This window comes from Streptomyces sp. NBC_01750, assembly GCF_035918095.1.
GTDB lineage: Bacteria > Actinomycetota > Actinomycetes > Streptomycetales > Streptomycetaceae > Streptomyces.
The window spans coordinates 2777457-2798010 of record NZ_CP109137.1 but is presented as its reverse complement, the minus strand read 5'-3'; the positions used below and the strand labels follow the sequence as shown (position 1 = coordinate 2798010).

Below are 20554 nucleotides of genomic sequence, written 5' to 3'. Positions count from 1 at the left end.
GGCCCGGACACGGAATCCGGAGCGGCCCTGACACGCAGGACCCGGCACACAGAACGTTGTCCAGGAACACAGAACGTGGGGAGGCGCGGCGCGACGTGGCGAACGCGGAGCACAGCGTGCACGGAAGTGCGACGACGGATACGAGGATGGGCGCGGCCAGGGCCGCCCTGTGGCTCGTGGCGGCCGTCCTCGCGGTACGGCAGGCAGCGGCAGTGCTCCGGCAGCCGCCCGGTGAACGGCTCACCGACCTGGAGACCTGGATCGGCGAGAACGGCGTCCTGCATATGAAGGGCTCGCTGTACGACTCCGACAGGTTCACCGGTACGCCGTTTGCCGGACTCGTACTGAAGCCACTGACCCGGGCCGCCGAGCAGGCGCTCGGCATCGCCTGGACCTTCGGCACACTGCTGCTCGTCGTCATGCTCGGCCTGGTCGTCGCCCGCGCTCTGCCGGGGCCCGTTTCGCGCCGCAGCGGACTGCTCGCCGCGCCCATCGCCATCAGCCTGCTGATGCTCTCGCTGCCCGTGCGCAACAGTTTCTACCTGGGGCAGACCAGCATCATCCCGGTCCTGCTGGTGCTGCTCGGCTGCTTCGCCGTGCGCGGCGAGAGGCCGTCCGGCGTGCTGATCGGCTTCGGCGCGGCGCTCCAGCCGACGGTGCTGCTCTTCGCGCCGCTGCTCTGGTTCACCGGCCGCAGACGCGCCGCCGTCACCTCGGCGGCCACCTTCGCCGCCTCCTCGGTGCTCGCCTGGGCCGCGCTGCCCCGCGACTCCTGGACGTACTGGGTGCACCATGTCGCCGGCGCCGGGCTCGGCGCCCGCCCGGACAGCCTGGCCAACCAGTCACTGCACGGCGCGCTTCTCCGTCTCGGCCTGGCGGGCCCGCTCGAGATCGCGCTCTATGTCGCGCTCGCGGCCGCGGTCTGTTTCTTCGGCCTGCGCCGTGCCGTCCGCTACGCCCAGGACGGACAGCTGCTCCTCGCCGTCGCCCTGACCGGCTGTGTGGCCGTCGCCGTCTCGCCCACCGCCTGGCAGCACCAGCTGCTGTGGGTGCTCCTCGCGGTCGTCGGCCGAGTCGGCAAGCGCGCCTCGGACCGCATGCTGTGGCCCGTCCTGGTGATCCTCGCGATCACACTGCCGGGCACGATGCTGCTGCCCAATATGGCGCTGCTCCATCCCGTACGCGACAACGTCCTGCTGATCGCGGCGCTGGCCGCGGCGGTCGCGGTGCCGTTCCTGCCCTGTACCTCGCCGTACTTCCGGCGGCCGGTGCCGACCGAGTACGCCCTGCCGCTCCCTGCCCGCTGGAGCCGGGTGCCGCTGCTGCCGTTCTGGCGGCGTGTGCTCAGCCGCCCGAACCTGCTGCTCGAACTGCTGGTGATACGGGTCGGCTACTCCGTCTACTCGCACATCCGCGCCGCCGCCACCGGCGGCGTGACGGCGGCCGAGGAGCACGGCCGGCAGATCATCTCCGCCGAGCAGGCGCTCGGCATCGACGTCGAGCACTGGGTCAACCACGCGGTGGTGAAGGCCGAGTGGGTCGAGGCCTTCTTCAACTTCTACTACACGTCCTTCCACTTCGTGGTGCCGCTGGCCATCCTCGGTGTGCTGTACGTCCGCCGCCCCGCCGACTACCGCTGGGCGCGCTCGTCGCTCGCCTTCGCGACGCTGCTGGCACTGCTCGGCTTCTGGCTGTACCCGCTGGCCCCGCCGCGACTGATGCCGCGCATGGAATTCATCGACACGGTGCACGGCCCGCAGGACCTCGCCAACCCGGACTACGGGGCGATGACGGCGGTCACCAACCAGTACGCGGCGATGCCGTCGCTGCATTTCGGCTGGTCGCTGTGGTGCGGACTGATTGTCCTGCTCCTCGCGCCGAAGCTGTGGATGAAGCTCCTCGGCCTGCTCCACCCGCTCTTCACTGTCTGCGCGATCGTGGCCACGGCCAACCACTGGGTACTGGACGCGGCGGGCGGCGCGGCGGTGGTGGGCGCGGGCTTCGGCCTGACGTACCTGCTGGCGGGCCGGCGGCAGCTGCGGGTGCCGGCGGGGGCGGTACCGGGGGCGAGAGCGGACGCGCGCGTGGATGAGCCCGCGGAGGAGCCTGTCCCGGTCGCGCCGAAGTAGCACGCGCGCCCCAGGGAGTACGGGTCGTCCCCGTACCCCCTGGGGGTGGATCGTCGCGTTCAGGCCAGGATCCGCCTGCGGGCACCTTTCCGCCACTCAGGCGGCCGAAATGTCATCGTTCCTGGTACGAGCGTGGCGACCGTTGACTACTCTCGGCTACGGGTCGGCTACAACCTGCCCTGCCATTGGTGGAGTTGAACGAGGGGATGCCCGCCATGAGCCAAGTCAACGTCCTCGACCCGAGTGCGTCGCCGCTCGACTACTACGGCTACGAGTTGCGTCGTTACCGGGAGGCGGTCGGCCTCACGCAGAAGCAGTTGGGCGAGATCATCAGCTACACGGGGTCGCTGGTCGGCCAGATCGAGACGGCGCGGAAGTTGCCGACGGCGGAGTTCAGCGAGCGGGTGGATGCGGCGCTGGGCACGGGCGGGATGCTGTCCCGGTTGCTGGATCTGGTGTTGCGCAGCCAACTGCCGTCCTGGTTTCAGCAGATCGCGGAGCTGGAGGCGCGAGCCACGGAGATCTACGCGTTCCAGGCGCAGCTCGTTCATGGCCTTCTGCAGACGGAGGCGTACGCCCGGGCGGTGCTCGGTGTCGAGTTGCCGGACGACCTCGATGGTCTGGTGGCGGCCCGACTGCAGCGTCAGCGCATCCTGCAGAAGGACGAGCCACCGTTCCTGTGGGTCGTCGTCGGTGAGTCCGTGCTCCACCAGGAGGTTGGCGGTGCCGAGGTGATGCGCTGCCAATTGGCTCACTTGTTGTCCTGCGTGGACAGCCGCAGGGTGAACATCCAGGTGTTGCCTTTCGCGGCTGGCGCCCACGCCGGTTCGCTGGGGTCGTTCACGGTGTTCCGGTTCGACAGCGATCCGGCGATCGTCTACACCGAGGACTACGTCACCGGCCATCCAACGGCGAATCCGCATGAGGCCAGGTCACATTCACTCCGTTACGATCAGCTGCAAGCAGCCGCCCTTCCCCTGAGGGATTCGGCGGAGCTGATCCGGCACGTGATGGAGGAACGCTATGGGGAGCACCCCTGATCTGACCGGCGCACAGTGGCGTAAGTCCAGCTACAGCGGCAGCACTGGCGGCGAGTGCGTCGAGTGCGCCCCCCTCAACGGCGCCGCCTGGCGTAAGTCGAGCTACAGCTCCGACACCGGCGGTTCCTGCGTCGAGATCGCCGAGGCCCCCCACGCTGTCGCCGTACGCGACTCCAAGGACCTCTCCCGCCAGCCCTTCCGCGTCTCGCGTACCGCCTTCGTCGCGTTCGTCGACTCTCTGCGCTGACCGGCGGGAGGCAGGGGCGTGGCGGGGGGGTTGTTGGCCCCTGCCTCCCACGGCGGACCGGGTCAGCCGTGGCTGACCCGGAGCTCCTTGATGCCGTTGAGCCAGGCCGAGCGCAGCCGCCGCGGGTCGCCGGCCAGCCGCAGATCCGGCAGGACGTCCGCTATCGCGTTGAAGATCAGGTTGATCTCCATCACGGCAAGGGACTTGCCGAGGCAGAAGTGCGGGCCTCCGCCGCCGAAGCCGAGGTGCGGGTTCGGGTCGCGGGTGATGTCGAACTGCTCGGGCTCGTCGAAGACTTCGGGGTCGTTGTTGGCGGAGGAGTAGAAGATCCCGACCCGGTCCCCCTTCTTGATCTGCCGGCCGCCCAGCTCCAGATCCTGCGTGGCGGTGCGCTGGAAGGAGACCACGGGCGTCGCCCAGCGCACGATCTCCTCCGCAGCCGTCTCCGGCCGGTCCCGCTTGTAGAGCTCCCACTGCCCGGGATGCGTGAGAAAGGCGTGCATGCCGTGGCTGATCGCGTTCCTCGTCGTCTCATTGCCCGCGACCGCCAGCAGGATCACGAAGAAGCCGAACTCGTCGTTGGAGAGGTTGCCTTCGTGCTCCGCCGCGACCAGTTGGGACACGATGTCCTTGGCCGGACACTCCTTGCGGGCCGCGGCCAGATTCATCGAGTACGCGACGATCTCCATCGCCGCCTCGGCGCCGATCTCCTCGGTGATCGCGTACTCCGGGTCGTCGTATGCCGCCATCTTGTTGGACCAGTCGAAGATCTTCGTGCGGTCCTCCTGCGGTACGCCGATGAGTTCCGCGATCGCCTGGAGCGGGAGTTCCACCGCGATGTTGGTGACGAAGTCGAAGCTGCCGTCGTCCTTCGCGCCGGCCGGCGCGGTCTCCACGATGGAGCGGGCGCGGCCGCGCAGGGCCGATTCCAGGGACCGGATCGCCCGCGGGGTGAATCCGCGCTGGACGATCTGGCGGACACGGGTGTGCTCCGGCGGGTCCATGTTGAGCATGATCAGCTTCTGGACCTCGATCTGGTCGCGGCTGATCGACTCCTTGAAGCGGATGACCGCGGTGTTGGTGTTGGAGGAGAAGAGTTCGGGGTGGGTGGAGACATGCTTGACGTCGGCGTGCCGGGTGACGGCCCAGTAGCCCTCGTCCTGGAAGCCGGAGATGCCGGCCGGCTGGCTGCACCACCAGACCGGGGCGGTCTGCCGCATCCGGGCGAACTCCGGGTGGGGGACGCGGGCTTGGAGCAGGTCGGGATCGGTGAAGTCGAACCCTTCGGGCACATGGGGGCAGTCCTTCGGCAGCTTCAAGGTCAACTCCAGGTCTGGCGGTGGTGTCGGTGACCGAGGTGGTCACGGGGTGGTGACACGGCTTGTCTGACGACCCATCAGAAGTTGACCGAAAGGTAGTAACGAGTTCTACAAGTGGCAAGGGTCGCGGCGGGATCTGTTGCCGGTAGGGGGGCAGCGGGGGCGTGCAAGGCTCTTGCGTACCGGGGGTAGCACTCATAAGACTGCTATGAGAACTAGAACGCGTACTAGTTCGGCCGTGGGAGCGCCGGGACGCTCAGCGGCTGTGCGAGGAGAGGACGAGCTCATGGCCGCGGAACCCGTCATCGTCGAAGCCGTACGCACCCCCATCGGCAAGCGCTCAGGCGCGCTTGCCAACCTCCATCCCGCCTATCTGCTGGGCGAGACCTATCGCGAACTTCTCGGCCGCACCGGCATCCACGCCGACTGCGTCGAGCAGGTGGTTGGCGGCACGGTCACCCACGCCGGCGAACAGTCCATGAACCCCGCGCGCAACGCCTGGCTGGCGATGGGGCTTCCGTACGAGACCGCGGCCACGACCGTGGACTGCCAGTGCGGTTCTTCGCAGCAGGCGAGCCATATGGCCGCGAACATGATCGCGGCCGGTGTCATCGACGTGGGCATCAGCTGCGGCGTCGAGGCGATGTCGCGGGTGCCGCTGGGGAGCGGCTCCAAGCACGGGCCGGGCAAGCCGTTCCCCGACGAGTGGAACGTGGATCTGCCCAACCAGTTCGAAGCGGCCGAGCGCATCGCGCGCAACCGCGGGCTGACGCGTGAACGGGTCGACTCCCTGGGGCTGCTGTCACAGGAGCGGGCCGCTGTGGCGTGGGCCGAGGAGCGCTTCAAGCGTGAGACGTTCGCCGTGCAAGTGCCCACCACGGAGGAGGAGCAGGCCGCCGGGCAGGGGATGTGGCGGCTCGTCGACCGGGACGAGGGACTGCGGGACACCAGTATGGAAGCGCTGGCAAGGCTGAAGCCGGTCATGCCGACGGCCGTGCACACCGCCGGCAACTCCTCGCAGATATCCGATGGTGCGGCCGCGATCATGTGGGCGTCCAAGCGGATGGCGCGCGCTCTGAAGCTGAGGCCGCGGGCCCGGATCGTCGCGCAGGCGCTGGTCGGCGCGGACCCGCACTACCACCTCGACGGGCCGATCGACGCCACGCGTGCCGTGCTCGGCAAGGCAGGAATGTCGCTCAAGGACATCGATCTGGTGGAGATCAACGAGGCGTTCGCGTCTGTGGTGCTGAGCTGGGCGCAGGTCTTCGAGCAGGACCTGGAGAAGGTCAATGTCAACGGTGGCGCGATCGCGCTCGGGCATCCGGTGGGAGCGACCGGGGCGCGGCTGATCACCACGGCCCTGCATGAACTGGAGCGCAGGGACAAGGAGTTCGCGCTGATCGCCATGTGCGCGGGCGGGGCGCTGGCGACGGGCACGATCATTCAGCGGCTGTAGGGGTCCTGCCCGCCTCGTGCCGTACCCGGGGGCAAACCCCGGGCCCCCGGTACGTCCTCCGGGGCTTCCTCCACGCCCGAAGGGCGTAGGGGGCGTGTCCTCAATCGTCGGACGGGCTGGATCTGCCCGCTCGGACGGGCCGGATTTTCCCGCCGGATGCGCTGGATTTTCCAGCGGGCCGGATCAGCCGCTCCGGCGATGGAGGCGCGAGTTCCGGGGCGGAGCCCCAGGAGGTCTCGTGGGCTGGATCAGTACCAGCCCTGCGCCTGCCAGGAGGACCAGGCGCCACAAGGGCTGCCGTAGCGCGACTTCATGTAGTCCAGGCCCCACTTGATCTGGGTGGCCGGGTTGGTCTTCCAGTCGGCGCCCGCGGACGACATCTTGCCGCCCGGCAGTGCCTGGACGAGGCCGTACGCACCACTGGAGGGGTTGGAGGCGTTCACATTCCAGCCGCTCTCGTGCTCCACGATCTTGCTGAAGCACTGGAACTGCGCGTCGTCCGCGATCATCTTCTGGGCGATCGCCTTGGGGGACCCGGACCCGTTCTCCGAGGTGGGAGCTGCGGCGGCCGTGGCCGGGTTCATGCCGAGCGCCATGCCGGCAGTGCCCAGGACAAGGGCGGAGCCGACGAGAGCGGACTTCGGGCGGCGGGTGATTCGGCTGACGAGCGAGCGGGACACAGGGTGACCTAACTTCCGAGAACAGGGCCGTCGCGGGCATGCCGGAACTCGCTTGTACGCGAGGGATCCGGCCGCCTGAGAGGCACTGCGGCTCCGGTGAGGAGCACTGACTGCGCCTTGCGACTGGACCAGTTGTAGCGGCGGGGTCAGCCCGTGGCAACGACCCTTGTTACTAGTCGAGCTCGCACCCGGGAGGGAACGCAGGCGGCTCGGCGGCGGAGGTTCCGCAGGTGGCAGGGGGGATCGGATGGGTCGCTATGGCCGATAAAAGGTACTATTCGGGCTCGTATCGGACCAAAGCCCTGTGGGGCGGCTCACCCCGGGGGGCCCTGTCGGGGGTCTCGAATGTGACCTGCGCCTCGAAGGCGGCACGGCGTGTGGCCCGGCGCAGCGCCTTGAGGACCGTCGAGCCGATGGTGAGGGTCAGTACGACGGTGAGCACCGCACGTCCGAGGTCCCAGCCGAAGGAGGTCGCCGCGCAGTAGGCGAGGAAGCGGACCAGGTTCTCCCGCACCGGATCGCCGGGGTGGAAGGAGATACCGGAGGAGAGACCGCCGATGTACGTCCAGCCCTGGAGATTCATGATCGTGCCGTAGGCGAACGCGGCGGCGGCCCCGTACACCCCGAGCAGCAGAAGCTCGGCGCGGCCGCGCAGCCGGTCCGGCTCCGGCAGCAGGCCCGCGCCCATCGTGAACCACCCCATCGACAGCATCTGGAACGGCATCCACGGGCCGACGCCGCCGGTGAGCAGCGCGGACGCGAACATGGTGACCGAGCCGAGTACGAAGCCGAAGCCCGGCCCGAGCACCCGCCCGCTCAGCACCATCAGGAAGAACATGGGCTCCAGGCCGGCAGTGCCCGCGCCCAGCGGCCGCAGCGCGGCGCCGACCGCGGCGAGCACTCCGAGCATCGCCACCGCCTTGGCGTCCATCCCGGTATCGGCGATCGTCGCGACGACGACGGCGACGAGGAGCGGGAGCAGCGCGGCGAAGAGCCACGGCGCGTCGGCGGAGTGGGCGAGCCCGGAGTCGGCGTCGGCGAGCAGCGGCCAGCCGAAGGCGATCACCCCGATCGCGCTGACCAGGACGAGGGCGGCGATGGACCGGGGGCCGAGGCGTACGGCGCGGCCCCGTGTGGTGTGGTTCACAGGGCGTCCCTGACCTGGGAGACGGTCAGCCACTTCTGCGGGGCCAGGATCTTGGCGACCTGGGGCGCGAAGGCGGGCGAGGAGACCACGACCTCGGCGGTCGGGCCGTCCGCGACGATCTCGCCGTCGGCCAGGATCACCACCCGGTGCGCGAGGTCGGCGGCCAGCTCCACGTCGTGGGTGGCCAGGACGATGGCGTGCCCATCGGCGGCCAGGCTCTTGAGGACGGTGACGAGCCGGGCCTTCGCCGCGTAGTCCAGACCTCGGGTCGGCTCGTCGAGGAGGAGGAGCGGCGGCCGCCCGGTGAGCACGATGGCCAGCGCCAGGGCGAGGCGCTGACCCTCGGAGAGATCGCGGGGATGGGTCCCGTCCGGTACGTCGGGCAGAAGCTCCGTCACCAGGGCGCGGCAGGAGCCGGGTGCGGCGCCCGCGTCGGCGTCGGCCGCCGCGCACTCCGCCGCCACCGTGTCCGCGTACAGCAGATCGCGCGGCTCCTGCGGAACGAGGCCGACCTGGCGCACGAGCTCGCGCGGGTGGGTGCGGTGGGGTGTGTGGCCGCCGACGAGGACGGTGCCGGAGGTGGGCTCGACCATGCCGACGAGAGTGGAGAGGAGAGTCGACTTTCCGGCGCCGTTGCGGCCCATGAGGGCGATGGCTTCGCCGGGGGCGACGGTGAGATCGATGTGGCGGAGGGCCTCTATGCGGTCGCGGCGGACGGTGAGCGCCCGGGTCTCGGCGAGCGGACCGCCCGAGCGGGGGATCAGCCCCGGACCCCGCGCCTCGATCGCCGGCGGGGCTGACATCGGCCCGGTCCGGGCCGGGGCTCCGCCCCGGACCCCGCGCATCAATCGCCGGCGGGGCTGCATTGCGGCCCGTCCGGTGATTGAGGACACGGCCGAAGGCCGTACGGGGGTCCGGGGTGGAGCCCCGGTTACGGGAAGGGGCGGGGTGGGGGTAAGACCTTCCAGGCGCTCCCGCAACGCACCGGCCCCGCGGCGCGCGTCCCGTACCGACAACGGCAGCGGGTCCCAGCCCGCCAGGCGGCCCAGCGCCACCACCGGAGGGTGCACCGGCGAGACCGCCATGACCTCCGCCGGCGCCCCGATCACCGGGGGCTCCCCGGGCGCGGGCAGCAGGATGACCTGGTCCGCGTACTGCACCACCCGCTCCAGGCGGTGCTCCGCCATCAGAATCGTCGTGCCGAGATCGTGGACCAGCCGCTGCAGGACCGCCACGACCTCCTCCGCCGCCGCCGGGTCCAGCGCGGACGTCGGCTCGTCGAGCACAAGGACCCTGGGGTGCGTGGTCAGCACCGAGCCGATGGCGACGCGCTGCTGCTGTCCGCCGGAGAGCGTGGCGATCGGGCGTTCGCGCAGCTCGGCCAGCCCGAGGAGATCGAGCGTCTCCTCGACGCGGCGGCGCATCACTTGGGGTGCGAGGCCGAGCGACTCCATGCCGTACGCCAGCTCGTCCTCGACCGTGTCGGTGACGAAGTGGGCGAGCGGGTCCTGGCCCACCGTGCCGACGAGATCGGCGAGTTCGCGCGGCTTGTGGGTACGGGTGTCGCGGCCGTCGACGGTGACGCGGCCGCGCAGGGTGCCGCCGGTGAAGTGCGGGACGAGGCCGGAGACCGCGCCCAGCAGTGTCGACTTGCCGACACCGGACGGCCCGACCAGAAGCACCAACTCGCCCTCGGGCACGGTCAGGTCGACACCGCTGATCGCGGGTGCGCCGGCATCGCCGTACGTCACCGACACGTCTTCGAAGCGGATCACGGTTTCTCCTGCGAGGCGGGTACGGGCGCGATGAAGGCGGGAAGCAGACCGATGACGATGCTCGCGGCGGGCAACAGGGGCAGCGTCGGCGCGGTCGGCGGTACGACACCGGGGTGCAGCGCCTCCGGGTCGTATGTACCCGCCCGGATCATCAGGGCAGCGACGACCGCGCCGGATCCGGCCACCAGCCAGGACCGCGGGCCCCAGCGGTCGGGACGGTAGCGGGTGCGTACGGAGCGCCGGCCGCCGAGCCGGAGACCGGCGAGCGCGGCGAGGAGCCCGGCGACGAGGAGGGGCAGAGCGTACGAAGCGCCCTCCGCGGCGAGCAGTCCGTACGAACCGGCGCAGACGCCGAGGAGCCCCCCGAGCGTGAGGACGGTGGTGGTGCGACGCACGGCGGGCGGGACGTGCGCGGTACGTCCGTACCCGCGCGCGTCCATGGACGCGGCGACGGCGACCGACCGCTCGAGCGCGCCCTCCAGGACGGGCAGCCCGATCTGCACGATCGCCCTTATGCCGCCGGTGGGGCGGCCGCGCAGGCGGCGGGCGGTGCGCAGCCGGACCACGTCCGCGACCATGTTGGGCGCGAAGGTCATGGCGACGACGACGGCGACGCCGACCTCGTACAGGGCGCCCGGGAGGGACTTGAGCAGGCGGGCGGGGTTGGCGAGCGCGTTGGCCGCGCCGACGCAGATGAGGAGCGTGGCGAGCTTGGCGCCGTCGTACAGCGCGAAGAGCAGCTGCTCGGCGGAGACCCTGCCGCCGATGCGTACGCCTCGCGCCCAGTCGGGCAGCGGTACTTCGGGGAGGCTGAACAGGACATGGGTCCCCGGGATCGGCGAGCCGAGGACGACGGAGAAGAGCACGCGCACGCCGATGACGAAGAGCCCGAGCTTGACGAAGGCCCCGTACGAACGGGCCCAGGGCGCGTCGGTACGCCGGGCGGCCACGACGTATCCGGCGACGCCGACGAGGAGCCCGAGAAGCAGCGGATTGGTGGTCCGCGACGCGGCGGTGGCCAGCCCGAGGGCCCAGATCCACCAGGCCCCGGCATGCAGGGCGTTGCTTCGACTGGCGGCGGGCGCGAGGAAGTACGACCTGCGGGGCGGTGTGCCGTCGCCCCGGTGACCGGCTGTTCGCTGCGCTGTCTCGTCGCCTCGGTGACCGGCGGCCCGTGCCGGTGCGAGGCCGGTCGCTGGGGACGGCTTTCCGCGGTCCCGGTGGTCGGCGGCTTGTTGCGGTGCCGTGCCGCTCCGGCCAGGGGCATGGGGCTGCGCCCCGTCGCCCGGGTGACCGGCTGTTCGCTGCGCTGTCTCGTCGCCTCGGTGACCGGCGGCCCGTGCCGGTGCGAGGCCGGTCGATGGGGACGGCTTTCCGCGGTCCCGGTGGTCGGCGGCTTGTTGCGGTGCCGTGCCGCTCCGGCCAGGGGCATGGGGCTGCGCCCCGTCGCCCGGGTGACCGGCTGTTCGCTGCGCTGTCTCGTCGCCCGGGTGACCGGCGGCCCGTGCCGGTGCGAGGCCGGTCGATGGGGACGATCCGTCCACCGGCCGTTCGGCCGCCTGCTGTTGCGTCGCGTCGCCGTGGCTGTCGGCCGCCTGGGGCGACGCCCCGTCAATCCCGCGCCTCGCCTCCGGGCCGCGGGTCACCGCATCTCCGGATCCACCCCGCCGCAGTGGCTCCGCCTCGTCTCGCACCGTCGATGCCCCGGTCGTCATCCCCGGCGGCGGCGTGACTGCCACACCGCCGCGGTGCCGAGTACCGCTACCGCCGCGATGCCGGCGATGAGGCCGACCGACGGACCGCCCTTGTCGTCATCGCTCCCGCTGTTCGCCGCGGACGCGGACGTGGCCGCAGAAGCTGACGGCTCCGGTTTCGCCGCGACCTGTTCGCCGCAGCCCGACTTCGGGTAGCCCGAGATCGCGCAGAGCAGCGCTTCGCTGTTGTACCGCAGCGGCTTCGCCACCGATGCCAGCGCCTCCGCGCTCGTCGCGTCCTTGCCGACCTGCGTGCACGCCGACCGCGCCGCGGGCGGGGTCTCGCCCGCCGGCGCGTCCGCCGGCGTTCCGGAGTCGATGACCAGCGCGATCCGCTTCATGCCGTCCTTCGGTGGCGTCCCGCCGCAGATCGCGTCGAAGTCCGGGGCCTTTCGTGGCTGCGCCGAGTCCCCGCTGTCCTCGCTCACCGAGAAGCGGAAACCGTTCACCGAGCCGTCCGACGGCCTCGCCGTGGCCGGTCCCTCGGTGGCGTACGTCCACTTCCCGCCGCCGCTCTGCCAGAACGACCAGTAGCGGTAACCCGCCGCCTGCGCCGGACCCGCGCCCAGCACCGTGAGCGCGGCGCCGAGCGCGAGGACGAGACAGAGGACTCGGGTGCGCATCACCGCTGCTGGTTCTTCTTGCGGCCGCTGATGAGGATTCCGGCGCCGACACTGGCGACGAAGAACACGCCCACGATCCACCACACCCCGACGCCCGAGCCGGAGTCCTTCTTCTCGTCCTTCTTCTCGTCCGCGGCCTGCGCCGGCTGCCCCTTCGCCGACTTGGGCGCGGGGCCCGTCGCGTTGAGCCCCGCCACCAGGTCCGTCCCGCCGAAGCTCTTCGGGTCCGCGCCACTCGCATGCGCGGCGAAGATCAGCTGCGCGTACGCCGCCGGGCCGGACGCCTTCGCCCAGGCCGCCGAGTTCTGCCGCAGCCACTCCAGCGGCTTCTTCGCCTGGTCGCCGAGGCCCTGCGCGTTCAGCGCGACGATCGCGTCCGCCGTGTTCCCGAAGTCCGGCTTCTCCGTCGGGTCCGTGGCGCCCGGCATCGGCGCCGTGTCGAGGTGCCCGGTCCTGGCGAGCGCGGTCGCCAGGTACGCCGCGCCGTTGTGCGCCGCACCCTCGACCGTCGTCGCCTTCTCGCAGACCGTGCCCTTGGCGTCCTTCGTGCCCGCCGTCACGACCAGGCCCTTGCCGTGCGCGCCGGCCACGGCCGCCGCCGTGGAGTCGGCGACGATGCCGGGTGACTTCAGCTGGAAGACGAACGCGCCGCCGTCCTTCCCGCCGCACGGCTTCGCGAACGCCAGCAGCGCGTCGTACGGCGTCTTCCCGCCCTTCGACTTCACCGCCGCCGGCTTCTCGCCCGCCGCCGCGAGCGCGCCGATCACGATGGACGTGGAGTTGGCGTCGCTGGCTCCGCCCGGGTTGTAGCCCCAGCCGCCGTCCGCGTTCTGCACGGACTTCAGCCAGTCGGCCGTCTTCTTCACGGCGGCGTCCTGCCCGCCGAGCGCGGCGAGCGCCTGCACCGCGGCCGCCGTGGCGTTGGAGTCCAGCGGCAGCTTGGCGTCGCACGCCTTGGTCGCGTCCGCGCGGTACGAGGGGAAGCCGCCGTTGTCGCACTGCTGACCGGTCAGCCAGTCCACGGCCTTGTCGGCCGGCGTGACGCCCACCGTGTCCTGTGCGAGCAGCGCCAGCGACTGCCGCCAGACACCGTCGTACGTCGGGTCGCCCGTGCCGTACAGACCGGCCGGCAGCACGGTCGACGGCTTCGGAGACGGCGCCGCTGTCGCGGCCGGTGCGGCGGCCGCGACAATGGCCACGCCGAGTACGGCGGAGGCGGCGAGCGATATGGCGCTGCGGCGAACGGTGGTCATGGCGGGCTGGGCCTCTCCTGGGGGAGCCGGGCACAGGCACGCTGAGGTACCAGGGCTCCGGCTCCGTATTCCTCGACGGTGCCGGCCACCGGCGGCTGCCGGTGGCACGAGCCGGTCACGACCGTGTACGGGGCATTCCGACTCACCGCCTGCGACGGCGGTTCACGGTTGCGGGTCAGCGCCGGATTTGCACCGGCTTCCCCCCGTACGGTCATGATGACGACTCGCTCACTGTACCGACCGGTCGTCGGCCGGACGCCGGTGGCCACCCCGGGCCGGACCGCCACGTACTCAGACCGCCACGTACAGCGTGGGGCCGCTCCCCGCGAGCACTTCCGCGTGCCCGAGCTTCACCAGGCGCCGCAGATGCGCCTCCGCCTCCGAGACCGCGATGTTGCGTGATCCGTACGGGATCTGCTCCCAGGGCCGGTTCCACTCCATCCGCTCGGCGACCTGCCACGCGGTGCGCGGCGCGGCGAGCAGCCCGAGCAGACCGGTGAGCCGTTCCTCGTGGTGGGCGAGCAACTCCCGTACCCGGGAGGCGGCGTCGGGGAAGGCGTACTGGTGAGCCGGGAGCACCTCGGCGGGTGCGAGGCGGCGGATGCGCTCCAGGGAGTCGAGGTAGTCGCCGAGCGGATCGGTGACGGTGGCTGTGTCGCCGGCGGCCGGATCCTCGTAGAGGCCGATGTGCGGGGTGATCCCGGGCAGCAGATGGTCGCCGGAGAAGAGCCGTCCATTGCCGGGGCTGCCCGCCGGATGGGCCTCATCCAGGTGGAGGCAGACATGGCCGGGCGTGTGGCCCGGGGTCCAGATGGCGCGCAGCCGGCGGCCCGGCAGGTCGAGGAGTTCGCCGGGAACGATCTCCCGGTCGGGCAGGGCCCCGCGCAGGCCCGGCAGCGTGCGCATCCGGCCCGAGGCGCGGGCGGCGCGCAGCGGCGCGGTGTGCTCGTCGGGGGCGCCGGCCCTGGTGAGCTTGTCCGCCAGATACTCGAGCCAGAGGGCCGGTGCGGCCTCCCTGGTGCGGCGTACGACCGCAGTGTCCGCGGCGTGCATCGCGATCCAGGCGCCGGAGACCTCCCGGACCTGTCCGGACAGTCCGTGGTGGTCGGGGTGGTGGTGGGTGATGACGACGCCGTGGATGTCACCGACCGCGACATCGATCGAGCCGAGACCCGCGACGAGGGTGTCCCAGGAGGCCGGGTCGTCCCAGCCCGTGTCGATGAGTACGGGCCCGCGGCCGGTGTCGAGCAGGTGGACCAGCGTGTGACCGAGCGGGTTGTCCGGGATGGGCACCTCGATGGACCAGACGCCCCCGCCGTGGTCGGTCACCTGGGTCATGAGGCTCTCGTCTCTCCTGGGCGGCACGGCCATCGTTCACTATAACTAGAACTGGTTCCAATGGTCGCCCAAGTCGACTGTCATTCCCGGGGAGTTGGCCGGCCTGCGGCGCGCCGACGACGAAGGCCCCGGCCGGCGAACCGGTCGGGGCCTTTCATCGGTGGAGCGTGCGCGCCATCCCCGCGGAAGCGGGACCGGGGCGGATGGCGGCCGGATTCCTCGTGCCCGCTATCGGGCCGTTCCGAAGTCCTGCGTCCAGTAGTCGCCGGGCTGCGCGAGGCCGATGCCGATCTCCTTGAACGCACAGTTGAGGATGTTGGCCTTGTGGCCGGGGCTGGACATCCAGCCCGCCATGACGCTCTCGGGTGTGGCGTAGCCGTAGGCGACGTTCTCGCCGTAGGTGCTCCAGCTGTAACCGGCACTCGTGATCCGGTCGCCAGGAGACGACCCGTCGGAACCCGTGTGGGACATGTTCTTGTGGGAAGCCATGTCCTTGCTGTGGTCCAGGGCGGCCTTGGTCAGCTTCGCGTTCATGGTCAGCGCGGAGCAGCCGACCTTGCCGCGCTCGCTGTTGACGAGTTGCAGCACGCGGGCGGCAGCCCCGGAAGCGGGGGCGGTGGCCTTCGGTGCGCTGGGAGACGCGGTCGCCTTCGGCGCGGTGGTCTTCGGCGCGCTGGGAGTGGCGGTGGCCTTCGGCGCGGCCGGAGACCCGGTGGGCGTCTTCGACTCTCCCGCGGTCGGCCTGTGGCCCCACGGAGCACCCGTCCACCGATGTCCCGTCCACCGATGTTCCGACTTCGCGCCCTTCCAGTGGTGGGCGTGGGGCTGACTGCCCGCGTCGACCTGAGGGTCCACGCAGGCCATGGCGGCAGAGGGCACAGCCACGGCTCCCACGGCGACGGCGGCGATCGTTATCTTCCGGTAGTACGTCTTCTTACGGTGCTTGCTCATGCGTGACCTCGCTCGATAATCGCGGAGCGCCCCCGGTGTGGCCGACTCTGCGCAGATCCTGCACCTGAGCTGCGGAGACGCTTTGCGCCGCCATTCTTAGAACCGCTGTCGGGGCAGGGCAATGAGCGCCGGTGCTATCACGCTTCGTAGTACCGGACGGCTCTTGAAAAGGGCGCACGGGCGTGCTGGTCCGGTTTATGGGGTTCCGTAATTTCCTGACGCTCCGTCAGAAGCCCTTGCTCGCTCGCTGAACGGGCGAAAGTGTCGAGCGGATCGAATGCCCCCAAATCCTGCGTGGAGCATGTCTGTATCAAGACGGACAAATGTCGCTATGTCGTCAAGATGCCATCTACTATTCAGCGACCTAAGTTCCAAATGTCCCTGTGGTCGATGTCACTGGGCGATGGATGGGCAAGCCTCTCGCCTGGTTGTTATGAGCATCTTTGCCGCTTATGCGAGTTCTCGAAGCGGGAATGGCGCCCGAAGTCGATCAAGGAGAATCCACTGCGCGCTCGCCGTCCAATGCTGTTCGAGCGCATCGGCACTCGCCGTCGCTGATGTCGGACGGGCGGACGGGGAGGGCAGCCGCCTCTCGAGGCCGCCTGCCGGAGGGCCGGCAGCGGCTGGGGCGCGGCCGGGCTGTGGGGAGCGGGCCGGCCGGGACAGTCGTCTGGTGCTGAGCCAGGGGCTCAGCACCAGACATGACGCGGGTGGTCGGCGACAGCGCTAGGGGCGGCAGCCGTCGAACGCGATGTTCAGATGGCGCGGTCCGCGCAGCACAGCGTTCTGGCGGTAGGGGGGCGGGTCCTCCAGCAGCCGCGGGTTGTCGAGCCTGCGGGCGAGTTCGGTCAGGGCGATCTGTGCCTCCAGGCGGGCGAGGGGCGCGCCGAAGCAGTTGTGGATGCCGCTGCCGAGGCCGAGGTGCTGGTTGTCCTTGCGGTCGGGGTCGAAGCGGTCGGGGTCGAGAAACCGCTGCGGGTCCCGGTTGCCGGAGGCAAGGACGAGCCAGAGGGAGGCGCCCTTGGGGATGGTGGTGCCTGCGACCTCGATGTCCGCGAGGGTGGTGCGCTGGGGCAGCAGCTGTACGGGGGGCTCGAAGCGCAGGAGTTCTTCCACGAGCGGGACGGCCAGCTGGGGTTCGGCCCGGAGCCGCTTGAGGACATCCGGGTTGCGCAGCAGGGTGAGCATCCCGTTGGTGATGAGGTTGACCGTGGTCTCGTGGCCGGCGATCAGGAGCAGAGCGGCGGTGCTGAGCACTTCCATCTGGGACATCTGCCCGTCCGGTCCGTGCTCGGTGGCCAGCGCGGAGAGCATGTCGTCGCCGGGTGCCTTGCGGCGTTCGTCGATGAGCCCGGCCAGATACACGCCGAGGTCTGTGCGCGCCGTCTGGGCGATGCGGCGCCGCTCGGTGGGGTCCTCGGACGGGTCCGGGTCCAGGCTGGCGGCGATGGTGTCGGCCCACGTGTGGAAACGTGCCTCGTCCTCGCGGGGGATCCCGAGCAGTCTGCAGATCACGGTCACGGGGAAGGGGTAGGAGAAGTTGTCGACGAGGTCGATCTGCTCCCGGTCTCCGAAGTCGTCGATGAGGTCCGAAACGATCTTGGAGAGCTCGCCGCGCATGTTGTGGACGCGCCGAGGGGTCTCCGGCGGTCCGAACGGCCGCATCGTCATACGGCGCAACCGGTCGTGCTCGGGAGGGTCGAGCTTCAGGAAGGTGGGTGGCAGGGCACTCTCTTCCTCCTCCTGGTCAGGGAGGGCGCCGGCTGCCCGCGGGGACAGATTGCGGGCGTCGGAGCTGATCCGCGGATCGTGGAGCAGGCCCTTGATCTCCCAGTAGTTGCTGACCACGTACGTGTTGGTGTCTTCCTCCCGGTACACCGGAGTCTTGCGGAGCTCGGCGTAGAGGGGGTAGGGGTCGGCGCGGTTGGCGTGGTCGAGGATCTGTCCCAGGAGCGTGGCTTGCGTCATGGCGGGTCCTTGTGGGCGTTGGAGACGGCTTTGCGGGCCTCGGACGGGCGTTGCCGTGCCCGTGGTCAGGCCCGGACCGGGGTGAAGGTGATCCGCCGGTCGGTCGGCGAGTAGCCGCTGAGGGTGACGGACGGCGCGTGGGTGGGCAGGGACGGGTCGGGGAAGTCGGCCGGGACCGGCCGCAGACCTTCCGGTCGGCGGTCCACCGTGGGGAACGGCGGCGGGAACGGCGCAGCCGTTTCGATCTGCCGCTGGTAGAACTCCAGCCACTTCGTCTGGTCGAAGGTGACGGCGGCGATGACGCGGCCCTGGTATCCGTACACGCCGGTGAAGCGGTGTTCGGCGAGTGCCCCCTGGGCGATGAGGATCTCCTCGCCCAGGGACGGGACGCCCACCGACTTGATGCTGACCCCGAATTGGGAGGACCAGAAGGCCGGCACCCACAGGTGCGGACGGCGATCCGAACTGGCGCTGATCATGTTGTGCGCCGCGATCTCGGCCTGTGCGACGGCATTGCCCCAGTGTTCGAGGGACAGGAACTGGTAGCCGAAAAGCGCGTGCGGGGATCGTGCGACGTCGCCGGCGACGAAGACGTCGTCGGTCACGATGCCCCGGACGTCGAAGGCGCGGCATCCGGCGTCGCAGGCGATTCCGCGCGGGCCGGCGCCGAGCCCCGAGTCGGCCAGCCATGCGGTGTTGCGCGTCGCGCCGAGCGAGACCACCGCGACATCCGCCTCGACGGTGGTGCCGTCGGACAGGTGGGCGCACCGCAGGCGTCCTGCCGAGTCGCCCTCCAACCCCGTGACCATGAGGCCGCAGCGCAGGTCCACGCCGTGTTCGCGTTGCAGCTCCGCGGCCGCCTGGCCGACCACACCGCCGAGCGCGCCCACGAGAGGCGCCGCGGCGCGTTCGACGACGGTGACCGGCAGCCCGCGCTCGCGGCAGGCGGACGCGATCTCCGAGCCGGTGAAGCCGGCGCCGATGACGAGCACCCGGCGTGCGCCCACCAGCCGCCGCTGCAGTCCGGCCGCGTCGTCGCGCGTGCGCAGTACGAAGACCCCGTCAAGGTCGGCTTCCGCCTCATGCGGCCACGGCCGGGCGTGAACGCCGGTCGCGATCAGCAGCCGGTCGTACTCCACCTCGTCGCCGTCGGCCAGGCGCACCCGTCTGTTCGCCATGTCCAGCCCGGTGGCGGCGACACCGAGCCGCCAGTGAGCGTCGAACTCCATGCGCTGTGGCAGTGCGGTCCGATCGGCGGACGTCTGGCCCAGCAGGACCTGCTTGGAGAGCGGCGGTCGGTCGTACGGTTCGTACGGCTCGTCGCCGATCAGCGTGAGTGAGCCGGTGAAGCCCTCCTTCCGCAGGGTCTCCGCGGCCCGGAGGCCGGCGAGGGAGGCGCCCACGATCACGATCCGCCCCTCGCGCCTCATCCACTCCAAGTACCCGTCACCGGCCACTGGACAGCCCCTCCCTCACCGGGGCAGGCGTATCGCCCGGGTCGTCCACGAGGATGGCCTGGACCGGACATGCCGCGACGGCCCGCGCCACGTGCTGCCGCTGTGCTTCGTCGGCGTGCGGCTTGTACAACAACGCCTCGTCGCCGTGCATGGTGAATACATCGGGTGCGAGGAAGGCACACTGCGCGTACCCCTGGCAACGGTTGAGATCGACGACAAGCCTCATCAAGGGGCCGCCCTTCCAGTAGTACCCCTGGCCCAGCATGCGAGTGCCGCTGTGGTTCCGCGAGCACAGGCGGGCCAATGGAGTTAACGGTCGACAACGCTCAGGAAATGGCTGGAGGTCATGAGGAGACGGCTGGTCATGACGAGACGGCCGGCACGGGGCGCGGGCGGAAGCTGGCGACAAGGATGTAGAGGCTGAGGATCAGGGCCCACCCGGGGAAGACCAGCTCGGACCAGGCGATATTGCCCGTCACGAAGAGCAGTATCAGGGCGACCAGGTAGCCCAGGAGGGAAAGCCAGCGCGGAAGGACCCCGAGCCGGTGCCCGATCGAGGAGGTCGAGAAGGTGAATACCGCGGCCATGCGCATCGAGTAGGTCGTCAGCAGGTTGTAGGTGAAGTGATTGCCGAAGGACCACACCTGCAGCTGAGAGTCGACCCCGGCCGCGTCGGCCGTGACCAGCAGACTTCCCGCTGCCGCCGCGGCCCCGAAAAGAGTCGCCACGAACACCAGACCGCTGCCGAGAAAGACCGTGGAGATGAACTGGTCCTCCGCCTCTCCGATCCGCGCGCGGACAGCGCCCATGAACCACAGGAAGAAGATGCCCGCGAACGGGATGAGGCTGAGCGCCGTCTCCACCGTGTGCCGACGCGAGGGATCGCTGAACCAGCTGCTGGCCCCCTTGCTCCCCTCGTGCGGTATCGCCAGGCGGACCAGAACGATGGCGGCGGCGAGCAGGATGGCGAAGATGATCCCTACCAGGCCTGCGGCTCGTGGAGTGCGCAGCGACTGGCTGCTCTTCTCCATGGAGGTCATTCGCTTCCTCTCCCTGTCCGTGCGTCACCCGGTCCGGTGACGGCCTGTTCCCCGCCCGGCCGCGGCGGCGACGGGCAGGTGCCGGATGCCCCGCTTCCGCCGGCCGCGCCGTAGGCCGGACGTGGCGTTGCGGCCCCGCGCGGACCCCCGGATGACGACTAGGACCAGCAAGCACCCGCGCACGCGGCCGCGCCACCCGGATCACCCGTGCGGGTGACGTGTGCGCCACCCGGTACTCGACGACTGCGGCTCAAGCACTCCCCTCCCGGCGGGAAACCACTGGTCGGGGCTATTTCGTTCCTGCCGTGGACTCCTTCAACTAGAACTGGTATCAGTTCTGAAACAGAGTCAGAAAAGCGCCGGGCCGCAGGAGGCAG

17 protein-coding genes and 1 riboswitch are annotated in these 20554 nt (G+C 70.5%); of the genes, 4 read left to right on the top strand and 13 right to left on the bottom strand.

From position 1 onward, the window contains the following. The first annotated feature begins 146 nt into the window (after nt 1-146). The 3 genes from OG966_RS12595 (at nt 147) to OG966_RS12585 (ending at nt 3416) form a co-directional block, all read left to right on the top strand. Complete coding sequence (locus OG966_RS12595) at nt 147-2129, top strand: bifunctional glycosyltransferase 87/phosphatase PAP2 family protein (RefSeq protein ID WP_326655175.1); 1983 nt, start codon at nt 147-149, stop codon at nt 2127-2129. A gap of 215 nt (nt 2130-2344) precedes the next feature. Beyond that, nucleotides 2345-3169, top strand: coding sequence for a helix-turn-helix domain-containing protein (locus tag OG966_RS12590; protein WP_326649663.1), 825 nt, complete (start codon nt 2345-2347; stop codon nt 3167-3169). Continuing rightward, the gene (locus tag OG966_RS12585) at nt 3153-3416 is read left to right on the top strand and encodes a DUF397 domain-containing protein (RefSeq protein ID WP_326649661.1); all 264 of its coding nucleotides are present in this window, start codon (nt 3153-3155) and stop codon (nt 3414-3416) included. The genes OG966_RS12590 and OG966_RS12585 overlap by 17 nt, the downstream gene beginning before the upstream one ends. A 62-nt stretch (nt 3417-3478) precedes the next feature. Here OG966_RS12585 and OG966_RS12580 read toward each other — a convergent pair whose 3' ends face one another. Next, nucleotides 3479-4735, bottom strand: coding sequence for a cytochrome P450 (locus tag OG966_RS12580; protein ID WP_326649660.1), 1257 nt, complete (start codon nt 4733-4735; stop codon nt 3479-3481). A gap of 286 nt (nt 4736-5021) precedes the next feature. Here OG966_RS12580 and OG966_RS12575 point away from each other — a divergent pair, with 286 nt between their 5' ends. Beyond that, nucleotides 5022-6191, top strand: a complete 1170-nt coding sequence (locus OG966_RS12575; RefSeq protein ID WP_326649659.1) for a steroid 3-ketoacyl-CoA thiolase — start codon at nt 5022-5024, stop codon at nt 6189-6191. A 248-nt stretch (nt 6192-6439) separates the two neighbouring features. Here OG966_RS12575 and OG966_RS12570 read toward each other — a convergent pair whose 3' ends face one another. From OG966_RS12570 to OG966_RS12515, 12 genes are all read right to left on the bottom strand, one after another. Further along, nucleotides 6440-6871 carry a transglycosylase SLT domain-containing protein gene (locus tag OG966_RS12570; protein WP_326649658.1) on the bottom strand — a complete coding sequence of 144 codons (432 nt, stop codon included), beginning with the start codon at nt 6869-6871 and terminating at the stop codon, nt 6440-6442. Nucleotides 6872-7145: 274 nt separating this feature from the next. Continuing rightward, the gene (locus OG966_RS12565; protein ID WP_326649657.1) at nt 7146-8018 is read right to left on the bottom strand and encodes an ECF transporter S component; all 873 of its coding nucleotides are present in this window, start codon (nt 8016-8018) and stop codon (nt 7146-7148) included. Next, a complete protein-coding gene (locus OG966_RS12560; RefSeq protein ID WP_326649656.1) occupies nt 8015-9793 on the bottom strand; it encodes an ATP-binding cassette domain-containing protein in 1779 nt (592 codons plus the stop codon). The genes OG966_RS12565 and OG966_RS12560 overlap by 4 nt, the downstream gene beginning before the upstream one ends. Continuing rightward, complete coding sequence (locus OG966_RS12555) at nt 9790-10851, bottom strand: energy-coupling factor transporter transmembrane component T (protein WP_326655174.1); 1062 nt, start codon at nt 10849-10851, stop codon at nt 9790-9792. Before OG966_RS12555 ends, OG966_RS12560 begins: the two co-directional genes overlap by 4 nt. 653 nt (nt 10852-11504) lie before the next feature. Further along, nucleotides 11505-12170: an SCO2322 family protein gene (locus OG966_RS12550; protein WP_326649654.1), complete on the bottom strand. Its 666-nt coding sequence runs from the start codon at nt 12168-12170 to the stop codon at nt 11505-11507. Further along, nucleotides 12170-13423 (bottom strand): prenyltransferase/squalene oxidase repeat-containing protein, encoded by a 1254-nt coding sequence (locus tag OG966_RS12545; protein WP_326649653.1) that lies wholly within the window; start codon nt 13421-13423, stop codon nt 12170-12172. Before OG966_RS12545 ends, OG966_RS12550 begins: the two co-directional genes overlap by 1 nt. A gap of 111 nt (nt 13424-13534) precedes the next feature. Further along, a riboswitch (cobalamin riboswitch) is annotated at nt 13535-13668 on the bottom strand. A gap of 46 nt (nt 13669-13714) precedes the next feature. Next, complete coding sequence (locus OG966_RS12540) at nt 13715-14761, bottom strand: MBL fold metallo-hydrolase (RefSeq protein ID WP_326649652.1); 1047 nt, start codon at nt 14759-14761, stop codon at nt 13715-13717. 228 nt (nt 14762-14989) lie between these two features. Continuing rightward, a complete protein-coding gene (locus tag OG966_RS12535) occupies nt 14990-15712 on the bottom strand; it encodes a CAP domain-containing protein (RefSeq protein WP_326649651.1) in 723 nt (240 codons plus the stop codon). Nucleotides 15713-16438: 726 nt separating this feature from the next. Further along, nucleotides 16439-17680, bottom strand: coding sequence for a cytochrome P450 (locus tag OG966_RS12530; protein WP_326649650.1), 1242 nt, complete (start codon nt 17678-17680; stop codon nt 16439-16441). Nucleotides 17681-17745: 65 nt separating this feature from the next. Then, nucleotides 17746-19137 carry an NAD(P)/FAD-dependent oxidoreductase gene (locus OG966_RS12525; protein ID WP_326649649.1) on the bottom strand — a complete coding sequence of 464 codons (1392 nt, stop codon included), beginning with the start codon at nt 19135-19137 and terminating at the stop codon, nt 17746-17748. Then, nucleotides 19127-19363 carry a ferredoxin gene (locus OG966_RS12520; protein ID WP_326655173.1) on the bottom strand — a complete coding sequence of 79 codons (237 nt, stop codon included), beginning with the start codon at nt 19361-19363 and terminating at the stop codon, nt 19127-19129. Before OG966_RS12520 ends, OG966_RS12525 begins: the two co-directional genes overlap by 11 nt. 136 nt (nt 19364-19499) lie before the next feature. Further along, complete coding sequence (locus OG966_RS12515; RefSeq protein ID WP_326649648.1) at nt 19500-20177, bottom strand: hypothetical protein; 678 nt, start codon at nt 20175-20177, stop codon at nt 19500-19502. Nucleotides 20178-20554: the final 377 nt, after the last annotated feature.